This window comes from Terribacillus sp. JSM ZJ617 (assembly GCF_044383785.1).
Taxonomy (GTDB): Bacteria; Bacillota; Bacilli; order Bacillales; family Amphibacillaceae; genus Terribacillus.
Genome location: NZ_JBISEQ010000002.1, coordinates 330,254 through 345,391, shown reverse-complemented (window position 1 = coordinate 345,391; position 15,138 = coordinate 330,254). Strand labels below are relative to the sequence as shown.

At 40.6% G+C, this 15,138-nt stretch carries 12 protein-coding genes; 8 read left to right on the top strand and 4 right to left on the bottom strand.

Annotated features, from left to right (window positions below):
• Window positions 1–748: 748 nt before the first annotated feature.
• Together ACH6C1_RS07960 and nspC are read left to right on the top strand one after the other, a co-directional pair.
• Window positions 749–1,981: a saccharopine dehydrogenase family protein gene (locus ACH6C1_RS07960; protein WP_374076181.1), complete on the top strand. Its 1,233-nt coding sequence runs from the start codon at window positions 749–751 to the stop codon at window positions 1,979–1,981.
• Window position 1,982: 1 nt separating this feature from the next.
• Window positions 1,983–3,110: a carboxynorspermidine decarboxylase gene (gene nspC / locus ACH6C1_RS07955; protein WP_374076179.1), complete on the top strand. Its 1,128-nt coding sequence runs from the start codon at window positions 1,983–1,985 to the stop codon at window positions 3,108–3,110.
• 580 nt (window positions 3,111–3,690) lie between these two features.
• Here the strand turns inward: nspC and ACH6C1_RS07950 are convergent.
• On the bottom strand, window positions 3,691–5,322 hold the full coding sequence (locus tag ACH6C1_RS07950) for a catalase (protein WP_374076178.1): 1,632 nt from the start codon (window positions 5,320–5,322) through the stop codon (window positions 3,691–3,693).
• Window positions 5,323–5,668: 346 nt separating this feature from the next.
• Between ACH6C1_RS07950 and ACH6C1_RS07945 the strand changes: the two genes are divergently transcribed.
• The 4 genes from ACH6C1_RS07945 (at window position 5,669) to ACH6C1_RS07930 (ending at window position 9,498) form a co-directional block, all read left to right on the top strand.
• Window positions 5,669–7,060: an aminotransferase-like domain-containing protein gene (locus ACH6C1_RS07945; protein ID WP_374076176.1), complete on the top strand. Its 1,392-nt coding sequence runs from the start codon at window positions 5,669–5,671 to the stop codon at window positions 7,058–7,060.
• Window positions 7,061–7,180: 120 nt separating this feature from the next.
• Complete coding sequence (locus ACH6C1_RS07940) at window positions 7,181–8,440, top strand: MFS transporter (protein WP_374077166.1); 1,260 nt, start codon at window positions 7,181–7,183, stop codon at window positions 8,438–8,440.
• A gap of 165 nt (window positions 8,441–8,605) precedes the next feature.
• Window positions 8,606–9,094, top strand: a complete 489-nt coding sequence (locus tag ACH6C1_RS07935) for a pyridoxamine 5'-phosphate oxidase family protein (protein WP_374076174.1) — start codon at window positions 8,606–8,608, stop codon at window positions 9,092–9,094.
• Window positions 9,095–9,285: 191 nt separating this feature from the next.
• Window positions 9,286–9,498: a hypothetical protein gene (locus ACH6C1_RS07930; RefSeq protein WP_374076172.1), complete on the top strand. Its 213-nt coding sequence runs from the start codon at window positions 9,286–9,288 to the stop codon at window positions 9,496–9,498.
• A gap of 71 nt (window positions 9,499–9,569) precedes the next feature.
• Here the strand turns inward: ACH6C1_RS07930 and ACH6C1_RS07925 are convergent, their stop codons facing one another.
• Window positions 9,570–10,745, bottom strand: a complete 1,176-nt coding sequence (locus tag ACH6C1_RS07925; RefSeq protein ID WP_374076170.1) for a NupC/NupG family nucleoside CNT transporter — start codon at window positions 10,743–10,745, stop codon at window positions 9,570–9,572.
• Window positions 10,746–11,226: 481 nt separating this feature from the next.
• Here ACH6C1_RS07925 and ACH6C1_RS07920 point away from each other — a divergent pair, with 481 nt between their 5' ends.
• Window positions 11,227–11,979, top strand: a complete 753-nt coding sequence (locus ACH6C1_RS07920; protein ID WP_374076168.1) for a hypothetical protein — start codon at window positions 11,227–11,229, stop codon at window positions 11,977–11,979.
• A 75-nt stretch (window positions 11,980–12,054) separates the two neighbouring features.
• A complete protein-coding gene (locus ACH6C1_RS07915; RefSeq protein ID WP_374076166.1) occupies window positions 12,055–12,579 on the top strand; it encodes a DUF6141 family protein in 525 nt (174 codons plus the stop codon).
• A gap of 384 nt (window positions 12,580–12,963) precedes the next feature.
• Here ACH6C1_RS07915 and ACH6C1_RS07910 read toward each other — a convergent pair whose 3' ends face one another.
• Together ACH6C1_RS07910 and ACH6C1_RS07905 are read right to left on the bottom strand one after the other, a co-directional pair.
• Window positions 12,964–13,359 carry a VOC family protein gene (locus tag ACH6C1_RS07910; protein WP_374076164.1) on the bottom strand — a complete coding sequence of 132 codons (396 nt, stop codon included), beginning with the start codon at window positions 13,357–13,359 and terminating at the stop codon, window positions 12,964–12,966.
• 224 nt (window positions 13,360–13,583) lie between these two features.
• Complete coding sequence (locus tag ACH6C1_RS07905) at window positions 13,584–15,086, bottom strand: FAD-dependent oxidoreductase (RefSeq protein WP_374076161.1); 1,503 nt, start codon at window positions 15,084–15,086, stop codon at window positions 13,584–13,586.
• Window positions 15,087–15,138: the final 52 nt, after the last annotated feature.

The window sequence follows — 15,138 nt, the reverse complement described above, 5'->3', positions numbered from 1 at the left end:
TCTGATGGTTTTCCATCTCGATTACAGTTAATGTATAACCGTGTACTTCTAATTCTGTCATTGCCTTAACTTATATGTGGAACTTCGTCTTCATCAAAACACATAGTGTATGGTAAACCATTCAAGACTTTTATGTCATATTTATAAAAAATATAATGAAATTTGTCTATTGCTATATAAATTATATGTGTTACTATAATAGATGCGTTATTTGGAAAGCTGCTATTCAATATATCTGGATCTTTCCAAGCAGATAATTTTGACCACTTCTCTCTTAAGGGAAGTTTAAGGGCCATACGGACAGCCGGGTCAAATGCCGATTGGCAACTTTAGTTGCCCTATTGATTGAGTTAGAAGCTCAAATTTTATAAGTTGGTTACTTTACAACCAGTGCTTATGCACATCAACTTGTGAAACGGTCAATAAGAGTGGTAAAAGTAATTATTTGCTATTAGACTCTGATCCTATTTGATATATACTTGAATATTAAAAAGCTTTCTTGCAAAAGACTCAGTTAATTAGACTGCTTTTGTTCTGGAGTTACTATGCTATTTTAATATTGATAATTATATCTAAAGCAAGTGTGATGCGCGATTAGCGTTTCTGGCACTTGCTTTTTTGTTTTTAGGGAACTATTTCTAAGTATTTCTTTCCTGCAGCCGTGCAAGTGGCAACGACTCTGATCGCTTGGTTGGTTCAGTATTCTTCTTTGCTAGACAAAAATCTATCTTAGTTAGGAGATAAAAGAATGGGTAAAGCACTTATTATTGGCGCTGGCGGCGTAGCTTCAGTAGCTGTTCACAAAGCCGTTCAAAACAGCGAGGTATTTGAAGAGATTTGTATCGCAAGCCGAACAAAATCTAAATGTGATGAATTAAAAGCAAAATTAGATGGCGGTAAAACAAAAATCACCACTGCGCAAGTGGATGCAGATAATGTAGATGAGCTAATCGCTCTAATCGAAGAAGTAAAACCGGATATTGTCATGAACTTAGCATTGCCGTATCAGGATTTGACGATCATGGATGCTTGTCTTGCAACAAAAACACACTATATGGACACAGCAAACTACGAGCCAGAGGATACAGCTAAATTTGAATACAAATGGCAGTGGGAATACCGGGAGCGTTTTGAAAAAGCAGGAATCACTGCTCTTTTAGGCAGCGGTTTTGATCCAGGTGTTACAGGTGTGTTTTCTGCATATGCACTAAAGCATTACTTTGATGAAATCGAATATATCGATATCCTTGACTGTAATGGCGGAGACCATGGCTATCCTTTCGCAACGAACTTCAATCCTGAAATCAATATCCGTGAGGTTTCTGCTAACGGAAGATATTGGGAAAATGGCGAATGGATCGAAACAGAACCAATGGAAATCAAGCGCGAGTATGACTTTGCTGAAGTTGGAAAAAAAGATATGTACTTGCTTTACCATGAGGAGCTTGAATCTCTTGCTCTGAATATCCCTGGTATCAAGCGTATTCGTTTCTTCATGACATTTGGCCAAAGCTACCTTACACACCTTAAAGCTCTTGAAAATGTAGGAATGACTTCCATCGAACCAATCGAATTCGAAGGAAAACAGATTATTCCACTTCAGTTCCTAAAGGCTGTATTACCAGATCCAGCAACACTTGGACCGCGTACAGTTGGAAAAACAAACATTGGCTGTATCTTCAAAGGTAAAAAAGACGGCAAAGAAAAAACTTACTATGTATACAATGTCTGTGACCACCAAGCATGCTACAGAGAAGTTGGTTCCCAAGCTGTCTCTTATACAACTGGCGTTCCTGCCATGATCGGTGCCGCTATGATCATGACTGGCAAATGGAACAAACCAGGCGTGTTTAACATTGAGGAGTTTGATCCAGATCCATTCATGGAAGAGCTGAACAAATGGGGACTTCCATGGGTAGAAGACTTCAATCCAGTGCTAGTTGATGAGCCTGCAGCTAAAGATCAGGAGTCCGTTCGATAACATGCGGTTTGAAGAATTACCAACCCCTTGTTATGTAGTTGACGAAGGTCTCATCGAAAGGAACCTAAAAATCCTGAATGGTGTCATGCAGCGTACAGGAGCAAAAATCGTGTTAGCTCAAAAAGCTTTTTCCATGACTACAATGTACCCCTTGATTGGAAAATATTTGAGCGGCACAACAGCGAGCGGCCTGTTCGAAGCTCGTCTAGGTTACGAGGAAATGGGCAAGGAAAATCATGTCTTTGCCCCTGCCTACCGTGAAGATGAAATCGACGAAATCATATCCATTTGTGATCATATTATCTTTAACTCTTTCTCACAGCTGGAAAAATTTAAGGATAAGGCTCTTGAGGCTGGCAGAAAAGTTGGCTTGCGTATTAACCCTGAATGTTCCACACAAAATGGACATGAAATCTATGATCCATGCGCCCCTGGTTCCAGATTCGGAGTGAAACAGGAAGATTTCTCTCCAGAATTGCTTGAAGGTGTTTCAGGACTGCACTTCCATACACTTTGCCAGCAGAATTCGGACGATTTAGAGACGACTCTAAAAGCCGTGGAAGAAAAATTCGGTCAATGGCTGCCGCAAATGGAATGGATCAACTTTGGCGGCGGTCACCATATCACTAGAGAGGATTATGATATCCCCACTCTAGAAAAGTGTATTAATAGAATGCAGGAAAAGTACGATTTAGAAGTATATCTTGAGCCAGGAGAAGCCATTGCGCTTAATGCAGGCTATCTGATTACATCAGTGCTTGATATTCATAAGAATGGAATTGAAATAGCCATTCTTGATACTTCCGCAACTTGTCATATGCCAGATGTATTGGAAATGCCATATCGTCCCCCTCTATTAGGCTCAGGCGAATCTGAAGAGAAGCAATTCACATATCGCCTTGGCGGGCAAACATGCCTTACAGGTGATGTAATAGGAGATTATTCTTTCGATCAGCCTTTAAAAAGCGGCGATAGATTAGTTTTCGGAGATATGGCTATTTATTCCATGGTAAAAACCAACACATTCAATGGTATGCCATTACCTGCTATTGCGGTAAGAGATAAAGATGGCGATTGCAAAGTAGTCCGTGAGTTTGGTTATCAAGACTTCAAGGTTAGATTAGCTTAAACGAAAATTATTCATATTCTTCTCTAAGGATTTTGATGCTCTGTACAGAGCATGTTTATAGAGAGGGAATAAAAACCGGATTCCAAAAACGAATCCGGTTTTTATTTTACAGAAAACAGTTACTGAAATACCACTGTTATTTGCTCAGCTATTATGCAGTATAAAAATACAGCTCCATAAATAAAGTTAAAGCTATTTACTGCAATGTATGTTAAAGTGGAGTAAAATCTAAATTATTGATGGCTTTTTATTTGTCAGAACTCCAAAAGTCACCATTAATGGAAAGGGGATCATATGCAGACCCATGACATTAAGAAGACGTTGGAGTTTTTGATTCATTATGAAAATGTTAATATTACACATACTTTTGATAAATACATACTCAGCTATTCCAAGTCGGCCGGTGGGTTTCGTATAGAGAATACTTCAACTGGCCTTATTGATTTACACAAAGACATTGAATCATGTACGGCTGTCTTACATGAAATCTTTCGTAAAAAGGGTGTTTAATACACTCGATAATATTTGTCCGCTCAAAAAGGCCGTCATAATTGACGGCCTTTTTGAGCGGACTTATTTCTTAATACTCATCTGATTTACGGCTATTTTCTACAGCTTCATCAGTAGCTTCATTTGCAGCTAATGAACCTTGCCCAAACTTCGTGTGCCCTGCTTCGCGTCCTGGAAGCTTATTTTCTTCTTTGTTTTCTTTGATTTCTTTCAGCTTCGCCTCAATGCCTTCCTTCACACGACGGCCATATTCCTCATCTGCCTGTGTAAAGTGCTCCACCATGGCGTCTTGGATTGATTCATCACAAACAGCCAAAGCATTGGACAAGTTATTGATTAACTCATCTCGCTCCCAATCCTCAAGGCTGCGATACGTTTCACCTGCTTGCCCGTAGTTATTCGGGCGATCAATCGGCGCGCTCATAGCTGCAGCATTAAATGTTGGACGGTGCTGCGGACGTTCTCCTTTATCGGCTTCCTGCAAACCGCCAAGCATGGATGGTTCATAATTGATATGTGGATTGTCACCAGATTCTCTCGGATCACGGAAATCCATTTGTCCACGATGCTGGTTCGTATGAACAGTAGTTTTAGGTGCATTGACAGGCAATTTCAAGTAGTTTGCACCCACACGATAACGCTGTGTATCAGAATAAGAGAAAGTACGGCCCTGCAACATTTTATCGTCTGAGAAATCCATTCCATCGACAAGCACACCAGTACCAAATGCAGCTTGTTCGATTTCCGCATGGTAATCTACCGGGTTACGATCCAATACCATCTTTCCAACAGGCAACCACGGGAATTTATCTTCCGGCCATAGTTTTGTATCATCAAGAGGATCAAAATCAAGCTCTTCATGATAGTCATCTTCCATGATCTGAACGAATAGCTCCCATTCGGGGTAATCCCCTTGCTCTATTGCCTCATATAAATCTTGTGTTGCATGACTGGTGTTCTTTCCTTGAATGTAATCTGCTTCTTCTTGGGTCAAATTTCGGATGCCTTGCTTCGGTTCCCAGTGGTACTTCACCAGGACTGCTTCTCCCTTTTCATTTACCCATTTATAAGTATTGACACCTGAACCTTGCATATGGCGATATGTTGCTGGTATGCCATATGGCGAGAATAAGAATGTAATCATATGTGTTGCCTCAGGCGTACGTGACACAAAGTCAAACATGCGCTGCGGATTAGGGACGTTTGACGCTGGATCAACTTTGAACGCATGAATCATATCCGGGAACTTCATCGCATCACGGATAAAGAAAATCTTCAGGTTGTTACCAACCAAGTCCCAGTTTCCATCTTCCGTATACATCTTCACTGCAAAACCACGAGGATCTCGAGCAGTTTCCGAAGAATCTTTTGCCCCCGCTACTGTAGAGAAACGAACCATCAATGGCGTTTTCTTACCAGCGCCCGAAAAGACTTTTGCACGTGTATACTTTTCTACAGGCTCGTCCCCTACTTTTCCGTACGTTTCAAAATAACCAAACGCCCCAGCACCCCTTGCGTGTACAACCCGCTCTGGTACCTCTTCCCTGTCAAAATGGGAAATTTTTTCGATAAAGTGATAATTCTCAAGTGTTGCCGGACCTCGGTCACCAATCGTACGGATATTCTGATTGTCCGTTACAGGATGTCCCTGTCTTGTAGTTAAGGTTTTTCTTTCAACGTTCTTATCTTTATTCTCAGCCAAATTGGTGTACCTCCTTATATTATTCGAAATTATTCTAACATTCTAATTTCGATTCTACAATTATTATACTTGTTATTTAATAAAAATTATTCAATTGTAATGATTCCAATAAGTTGATTCATCTTTTCTTTACTCGTGGAAATAATTCGAGCAAAATAGCCTAATTGAATGTAATATTGTTAGCAGAATCAGTTATCGGACATATGGATTCCAATCCCGATCCTTCTGACCAAAAGTTATTATTAACGATATTACTTTTCCCGATTCAACATTGAAATAAACGCTAAATATCAAGTTTTATCCGAGATCGTTTAAAATTATAAAATTTAAAAAGGATGTGTAAGTCATGCCGCCAATCAATTCTTTCGAGAACTATCCCATGAGCTGGAAACCATTTATAGATAAGACGAAAAAGCCTATATATAATGCGATATCAGATAAATTGGAGCAGGATATAATAAACGGTGTTTTGTTACCTGGAACCAAACTTCCTCCTCAAAGAGAACTTGATGATTACCTGGATTTAAACGTAAGTACCATTTCAAAAGCTTTTAAAATTTGTGAATTAAAGGGATTGTTAAGCGCTGCTGTGGGTAGTGGAACATTTGTATCATATGATGCCTTGTCGAATGCTTATTTACTTGAAGATAAAAAACCTGAACACTTAATTGAAATGGGCGCAACCCTGCCAGATGACACGTCTTACGAGCCGTTGCTGCTTCAACTGAAAAGCATGCTTCAAGAGTCGGGATATGAGAAGTGGTTCGGCTATGGCCGGCCAGGCGAGAGCCTATGGCAAAAGGATGCAGCTGTAAAGCTGATCAGAAGAAGTGGATTTGAGACATCTGTCGAACATATTCTGTTTGCGAATGGCGGACAGAATGCGATTGCCACCGCACTGGCAAGCCTATGCAAGCCTGGAGACCGTATCGGTGTCGACCTTCATACATATCCTGGCTTGAAAACAGTTGCTTCCATGTTTAGTGTACAAACTGTACCAATAAAATCGGAAAATTATGAGATGAGTCCAGAATCATTGGAATACGCTTGTAAAAACGAAAATATAAAAGGCATTTATTTGATTCCGGATTATCATAATCCTACCGCTTCCTTTCTATCTGTTGAAAAGCGAAAAAGGATTGCGGAAATAGCAAAGAAGCATAATCTGTTTGTGATAGAAGATGCATCGTATCATCTTCTTCACGAAAATCCGCTGCCCGCACTTGCTTCGTTCGCTCCGGAACAAGTCATACACATTGCGAGCTTATCTAAAACATTGGCTCCAGGACTGCGTCTGGCCTATGTAGTTGTACCAAATCAGTTTAGGGAGGCTATCTCAAAAGCACTTTACAATTTGAATATAACCGTTTCCCCGCTGTTAGCAGAACTTACAGCTCGCACGATTGTGTCCAATCAATTCGAAGTGTTGATCCAAGGGCACCGTGAACAAACAATCCGCAGAAATCAAATCGCAAATAAGTATTTGAAGGACTACACCTGGTTAGGTGCAGATACTGGAATCTTTCGTTGGCTTGTATTACCCGGTACGATCACTGGTGCTGCGTTCGAAACATTAGCGGCACAACAAGGCGTACAAGTGTACGCTGCTGACCGTTTTGTAGTCGGGAACAGTTCTCCTGAAAGGGCTGTAAGGGTTTCTGTGTGCGCACCGAAAACAATTGCAGAGCTGCAGCGAGGACTGGATATCCTTAGGCAGCTGCTTGACAAGATAAAGTGAATTGTTCGCCATACAATTTTCATATTGTATGGCTTTTTTGTGCGTGCTATGATAGTGCAAACCTAGGTTGGAGTTTTTATAAATCGATATAGAGAGGTGATTTATATATTGAAAAATAAAATGGATGTACAAAGCTATGTTCGTTCTGCTGAAAAACAAACATCCTTATACAAACGGACATTATTCGTAGTGAGTATTTCACAAATCTTTGGTGGCGCAGGACTAGCAGCGGGAGTTACCGTAGGTGCGCTCATTGCCCAGCAAATGCTTGGGACCGATGCCTATGCTGGTTTACCTACTGCGTTATTTACATTAGGGTCAGCTGGAGCTGCATTCTCTGTCGGCAGGCTTTCACAACGCTATGGTCGCCGGGCAGGTCTTTCGGCAGGATTCATCATTGGCGGACTTGGAGCAATAGGAGTCATCATTGCAACAGTTATAAATAGTATCCTGCTATTATTTGCTTCCTTACTTATATATGGGGCAGGAACAGCAACCAACCTGCAAGCTCGTTATGCAGGCACAGATTTAGCAAATAGCAAGCAACGTGCCACAGCTATCAGCATGACAATGGTTTTTACAACATTCGGCGCCGTTGCTGGACCAAACTTAGTCAATGTGATGGGTAGATTTGCTGCGTCTATTGGTGTTCCATCACTGGCAGGACCATTTATATTAGCGGCAGCAGCTTACATATCAGCAGGTCTTGTCCTCTTCATTTTCCTTCGTCCGGAACCATTATTCATAGCACGGGAGATCGAAGCAACGAAGCAGGTAATTCGTAAGAATGAAAATCCGGCTACATCTGGTCATTCAAATAAGCGTGGCATCCTAGTTGCTGCAATCATCATGATTCTTACACAAATTGTCATGGTAGCTATCATGACAATGACACCGGTGCACATGCATCATCATGGCCATGAGTTGAGCATGGTAGGTCTTGTTATTGGATTTCATATTGGCGCGATGTATCTCCCCTCTTTATTTACAGGTATTCTTGTCGATAAATTGGGGCGCACAATGATGGCAGTGGCTTCTGGAGTGACGTTACTTCTGGCAGGATTTATTGCCGCATTAGCTCCCGGAGATTCCATGACCCTGCTTATCATTGCTCTATCTTTACTCGGATTGGGATGGAACTTCGGTCTGATAAGCGGTACGGCACTCCTTGTAGATTCAACCGAAATCAGCACGAGAGCGAAAACGCAAGGTACAGTGGATGTTTTGATTGCTTTATCGGGTGCTGCTGGCGGCGCTTTATCCGGGATGGTTGTAGCAGGTTCAAGTTTTCCAACGTTATCCATTGTTGGTGGCGCTCTTTCGGTTCTATTGATTCCAGTGATGATATGGTATCATCGTCAAAACAGGATTAAGGATTAAATAGGATAAAGGCTGTGCCCACTAAACGGTGCAGCCTTTTCGATTTGACTATCTTATATACGCATTTTAAGAAAAACTGTAAATCTCATAGAGTGAGTTTAGTAAGCTGTACACCCGAATAAAAATCGACATGAAGGGTAGTATACCTATATAAACTAGTAAAAGGTGGCGGAAATGATGAAGCAAGAAGAAATGGCAACATTAAGAGAGCTAATCAAAGACGTAGACACTGCGATGCTGACAACTGTAGCTGAAGAAGGACTTGTTTCTCGCCCTATGAAAACGCAAGAAGTAGAGTTCGACGGGGACTTATGGTTTTTCACTAAAAAAGAGACTGATAAATATGAAGAGATCCTGCATGATCGAGATGTGAATGTCGCCTATGCTGGCAAGTCCTATGTATCTGTACGTGGACGAGCGGAAATAGTAGAGGATTTAAACAAGAAAAAAGAATTATGGAGCAAAGCATATGAGAAAATCATGCAAACCTCTTATGATGATTTGAATGTTGTCTTGATAAAGGTACAAGCAGAAGCAGCGGAATATTGGGATACGGGTAATTTCAAGAAACAAATCGCCTTTATGTATAAACGCATGAAAGGAGAAAGTGCCAAATCGACGGATGTTAACGAAACGGTTGAACTGAATCAATAATCAATGATAGAAAGAGAGGCACGGTTTCTTTTGAAACTTCGCCTCTCTTTTTTCTTAATAAACTTACTTACTAATTTAAATACATATTACGTATCGTGTAAGCTGTTGATGACCTTCCAACATTAAGATGCCGATAGGAACAGCAGAATTTTCTCCAGCAATTCCGACTAACGGAGAAGTTACTGGTCCTAATGCAGACTGATTGGAATAGCCGCCGCACTGCAGGAAGCAGGAGAAATCTATGGAGTGACATTGCTGATCATTGTCAGCAGAGCCATGAATTTGACCATTTCAACTCCACTGTAGTTATCACAGATGATTGCAAGGGAGATCACAAGTACTGCTTGGAGAAACCGCAAAACAATGAATCACACTCGCTGATTATTCCTGATCCATTAAGGTAACATAAAACAAAAAAGACTGTACACGAAGTTGTGTACAGTCTTTTTTGATTGTTAGTTAGATACTCACGCTCTTACAGGAACAGTCCTACAATCGTTCCTGTCAAAATTGATCCCATTGTAGCCACTAAAAGAACTTTGAATCCGACTTTAGCCAGCAAGCTTGCCTGCTTTTGATCGATAGCCTGTACCGTACCCAGGATCATTCCAATAGAAGAGAAGTTCGCAAATGAAATCAAGTAAGCCGAAACGATACCTACAGTTTTAGTGGACATGTCAGGCAGTAGTTTAACGAAGTCAGTAATTGCCACAAATTCATTAGCAGCTACTTTTGTACCCATGACAGAACCAGCATTAACAATTTCGGAAGTTGGGATCCCCATGATAAATGCTACTGGAGCAAACACATAACCGATGATTTCCTGGAATGTCATCCCTACTATACCATCCAGAATAAAGTTAACCATTGCTAGTAACGCCATATACGTAAGTAACATTGCTCCTACGATAAGAGCCGTTTTACCACCTAGAATTGTTCCATTACCAATAGCTTCAAAGAAAGATTTCTCATTGTTCATTTCTTTTACATCTATCTCAAAATCTTCTTCCTTTGTAACCGGAGCAACAATGGAAGATAAAATCAGACCTGAGAAAACGTTTAATGGCAGTGCTACTAGAACATATTCAGCTGGAATCAACTGCAAATAGGCCCCTAGTGTTGAACAAGATACCGCTACTAGTGATGAACTAGCTACAATAAACAATCGGTTTGGACTGAGTTTGTGAATCTGTGACTTTACGGACAGAATTGCCGTTGTATTACCGAAGATCATGGAATTTACGGCAACAAATGATTCAATCTTTGGAAGACCAGTTATTCTGGATACAAAACCACCAATATACTTGATTGCGAATGATAGTATTTTGGTATAAGTTAAAATGGATAATAATGCAGATACAAAAATAATCATCAAAAGGACGTCAAAGAAGAAATAACCCTTTGTAGATAAGTCACCCAATAAAAATGCGATTCCTTCATGACCAAATGAAAGTACTTTCGTGAACACATCTACAATCTTCTTGATGATCGTTCTGCCAATGGATGTATTCAGCAGAAACCAAGCTAATATAAGCTGGATAACTAGCATGATACCAACAGCTTTATAATTGATATTCTTTTTATCATTAGACATGGCCCAAGCTACAGCGACTAAAACAAGTATTCCTAAAACCCCAATAACAATAGACAATTCCATTACCTCCAACTCTACTGACCACAATGCTTCAGTGAAATTTTAGCTTTGATCAATTTTAATCTCCTCACAATGAAAGCAGTGAAAATATGTGCCCATCATAATTTGTTAAAATATTTACTATAAATACACGATTATCATTTAATCTGTTTTATAAGCTAACTTAACGCTAAATATTAGCATCTATTATTACATATATACCAATGCATGATAACTCTTTTAGAATTAGTTCTATTATTTACATTTTTCCTAAAATACGCTTAACTAATTTATTAAAATTATTTATTTAAATCTGAAAAAACAGCAAAAAGAAAAACCTAAAACGCTGTGTTATAGGTTTGACCTTTTCCAAGCAAAAATATTCACCTCTACAAGGTTCAGTAAGCATATTAAACCACTATAAATACCCTCAACCGATTTCATTTATTTGGAACAATTACTGCGTTACAATATAGATGACTAAGAAAGGAATGATTTTATGAAGAAGCTTGGTAAGTGCTGGTATTCGTATCCTGCACTTATATTATTTGTGCTAGTGCTTGCTGGCTGTACAAGCACCAATGAGGATTCAAAAGAAGCGTCTTTAGAAACACCAACTGTATCTGCTTCTAATCAGCAAGATGAAGAGTCTGAAGAAAAGAATCTTCCAGACAAAGAAAGGGAAGATAATTCGGGGTCAGCAGCAGAGTCAGAAAAAGCTGCATCAAACCACTCAGAAGAAACCCCTGCCGATTCCTCTGAAACAGAAGAACCTAATCAGTCTTCAGAAGAAACAACAACTAGTGATTCAACCGATACATACGAAAACAAAGTACATGATCCTTTGACTGGATATTCTGCAGAAGAAATCGAATACGCGCGAGTGTGGCTGCAGCTCGGCCCTAACCAGCAAATTGACGGGTTGTATGTACGGCATATTCCAGCTGGTACTCCACTGGAACCAGATTATTTTCCCGTTGTCAGCTATCCTGAAGATGTTGTTCAGCTCAGTGGTTCTCGCATAGTTGATGGATCTGTAACATACAGTTCCAATGGAGATGGCACGATTAATGTGTACAGCGTTCCATTGCCAGGACGTTGGTTTGGTGGCTCACCCGCTCCTCCAGAAGGTTTGGATGAAGACACTATGAGAGAAGATTTAGAGGACATAATTAATAATACGGAGCATGTTTACGTTAATCCCGGAAACGATGAAGCAGTCAAAAAGTTCATTGACTTAATTAATAAATAACTATCTTTACCAATGGTGGGCTGCTATTTAAAGAGCCCGCTATTATTTATTCAAGCCTCTAGATATTCATAGGGAGTGATTAGGATAGAAGCTAAGAATGCTATCTTCAGAGAAGTCCAGCAACCTAGACAGCCTTTGCTTTGGCTTATAGTACTATCAATTGCTGCCTTTACGTGGTACGGATTCATTCGGCAAGTTATTCTAGGACTTCCTTTCGGTAATAAGCCTTCTTCAAATGCTGTATTAATTATAATTTGGACGATTTTTGGAATCGCTTTTCCTATTATCATGCTTAAATGGACTAAGCTGATCCTTGAAGTGCATGAGGACGGCCTTTATATTCGCTTTACGCCTTTCCATTTTCATTATAAAAAGTTTTTATATAAGGACATGGAAAGTTATAAATCAATCAACTACAGTCCATTCAAGCGCTTTGGCGGCTGGGGGTTTCGTGTGAATTTCAAAGGAGAAATGGGCTATATAATGAGCGGGAAGCAAGGGATTGAGTTGACTTTAATATATCAAACAGTAGTGATTAGCACTTATAAACCAGACGAAATTATAAAGGAAATGGACACATTTCAAAAGAGTATCCTCTGAAAGAACTTTTTGCCTTGAATTTAGTTAATCGAACCCACTCTCTTATTTGCATATGCGGGCATCACTTTTTCAACTCCTTGATAAAGTCTTTTTCGCACATTGATGAAATCGTTTAACTGTTCCAAAACGCCTGTTTGGGTGCGTCACTATGAAAAAGCTGCCTGGAATACCAAGCAGCTCATCTTTTCCCCTTTTTGAACTATATAGTGAACGCACCGACGGGCCAACCAAACTTCTCCGGAACGTTACGCTGATCCGTTCTTCACATCGCCCTCACCGATAAGACAGCTCTTCCTAAACTCTACCCTGTCTCAAATAGTCGGCAATCTCATTTCCTTTCACTTCACACAACAGCAAGTGAATCTCTCCAACCAATAGTATGCGTTATGGGAGATTTAACTGCCATGATACTCCGAACTTATCATCCGTCCAGCCGAATTTCCTGCTGAATCCATAGTTATCTAGAGGCATACGTTCAAGTCCATCCTCATTCAGTTTCTGATAAAGATCATCCAGTTCCTTTTCTGTATCACAAGTAACATAGATGGAGAAAGAAGGTGTAAAGGAAAATTGATGTGTCACATTGCTGTCAATGCACATAAATTCCTGCCCTTTTAAGGAGAAAGCAGCCAGCATCACTGTCCCTTCATCTCCAGCTTCATTCGCTCCATATCTAATAATGCTTTTAATTTCTGAATCCTCGATGAGTGATATGTAGTAATTCATTGCTTCTTCTGCTTTGCCATCTTGGAACATTAAGAACGGTGTAACCTTTTCCATTAATAATTACCTCACTTTCATAATCTCACATTTTGGTAGTAGCCCTATTAGTAATGTATGGTTCCGCTAATACTGGGAATTAGCATGAAATCCAGTTAAAGCACAATAATATCTTCTGCGTGACATCTTAAGTTTCCTCTAATAAGACACGATTACTTTCCGTTGCTACGAAAATGTCTTAGCTATTGAAAAAGCCGCCGGGAACCCCAGCAGCTTATTTCCAGTTATTCTCTATCCAATGCCCGCAGCGCCGGCCCCTCCACGACTTCTCCAACAGCTGTAAATCGTGATCCATGACAGGAGCAATCCCATGTATGATCCGCATTATTCCAGGAAACAGGACAGCCGTTATGCGTACAGGATGCACTCATTTCGTGCAGCTCTCCTTGTTCATCCCGATAATAAGCCATTGTCTGACCATCTTTCTCGAGGATGGCACCTTTTCCATTAGGCAAATCATCTGGTTTGACAACCGTTTCATTGCTGATGCGATTTACATCATCCTCACCGATACTGACAGCTTCCGCTTCTTCCATCTCTCGACCCACTTTATATAAATCAGCATATTCATTCTCTTTACCTTCAATCAGATCGGCCAGCAATGTAGCTGCAGCTACACCGTTGGATAAGCCCCATTTGCCGAAGCCTGTTGCGGTGTATATTCCAGGCGTATCGTCACTTACCTTACCGACGAATGGCAACTGATCTGTTGTAAGCAGATCATGGCTGGACCAATGCTGATAGAGTTCTTCTACTCCGAATTGTTCTTCAGCAAATTGATAGATTCTTTCGTATCGATCCAGCACAGAAGAACCATCACCCGTCACGTGGGACTCTCCTCCGACAAGCACATAATGATCATCGCCTTTTTTCAAGCTGCGGATTGAACGTTTTGGCGATTCTAGGCTGATGTACATGCCGTCAGGGTACGGTTTCTTGGACTTGATGGCGATTCCGTAAGAATTCTTAGGGTTCATATTAGAAGAGAAATACTGATTTTCTACTTGCACTGGAAAATGTGTTGCACTGACAACGTGATTCGCTGTAATAGTGTGACCATTCTCCGTATGGACGACAGGCCGTGACTCTGTATCAAATGAGACAGCTAATGTCTGTTCGTAAATGCTGCCTCCCCGCAGCTCAGTTTCCTTTAGTAAGCCTACTAAGTATTTCACTGGATGGAATTGGGCTTGCTGGCGCATGACAGCGGCTGCTTTTATTGGGATATCCAGAGGCATTGAATCCGTCAGATACCCATCAATATGAAGCTTACGGTAAGCCTCTACCTCTTTCTCGATCGTCTCCACGCCTTCATCCAGCTGTGTATAGATGTAGGCTTCTTGCTCCATGAATTCACAATCAATTCCGTGTTCAGCTGCTGTATCTTTTACATAATTGATCGCCTGCAGATTTGCTTGAAAATACTGTTTAGCAGTTTCCTCGCCATAGCGATCAATCAAGCCGTTGTAAATGATGTCATGCTGTGCAGTGAGCTTACTTGTCGTATATCCGGTAGTACCTGAAATCAGCTCGCGCCCTTCGATAAGGACAACACTTCTGCCACGCTTTGTCAGTTCATATGCTGTCGTTATCCCGGTGATACCCGCACCAATTACTAATACATCCGTATCCAGGTCTTTTTCCAGAGCTGGATACGTCGGCAAATCCGTTGAATTACGCCAGTATGATGATGGTTTCTGTGAAAATAGCTTTTTTGTTTGCTCCATAACTGCTAACCTCCTGGATTATTCCTTTTGGTTATACAGTATCCTGGATTGC

Excerpts from the sequence above, each read along its gene's own strand:
- ACH6C1_RS07930 (WP_374076172.1), top strand. The coding sequence starts at position 9,286 with ATGCAGACTGATTGGAATAGCCGCCGCACTGCAGGAAGCAGGAGAAAT.
- ACH6C1_RS07945 (WP_374076176.1), top strand. The coding sequence starts at position 5,669 with ATGCCGCCAATCAATTCTTTCGAGAACTATCCCATGAGCTGGAAACCA.
- ACH6C1_RS07920 (WP_374076168.1), top strand. The coding sequence starts at position 11,227 with ATGAAGAAGCTTGGTAAGTGCTGGTATTCGTATCCTGCACTTATATTA.
- nspC (WP_374076179.1), top strand. The coding sequence starts at position 1,983 with ATGCGGTTTGAAGAATTACCAACCCCTTGTTATGTAGTTGACGAAGGT.
- ACH6C1_RS07960 (WP_374076181.1), top strand. The coding sequence starts at position 749 with ATGGGTAAAGCACTTATTATTGGCGCTGGCGGCGTAGCTTCAGTAGCT.
- ACH6C1_RS07905 (WP_374076161.1), bottom strand. The coding sequence starts at position 15,086 with ATGGAGCAAACAAAAAAGCTATTTTCACAGAAACCATCATCATACTGG.
- ACH6C1_RS07940 (WP_374077166.1), top strand. The coding sequence starts at position 7,181 with ATGGATGTACAAAGCTATGTTCGTTCTGCTGAAAAACAAACATCCTTA.
- ACH6C1_RS07910 (WP_374076164.1), bottom strand. The coding sequence starts at position 13,359 with ATGGAAAAGGTTACACCGTTCTTAATGTTCCAAGATGGCAAAGCAGAA.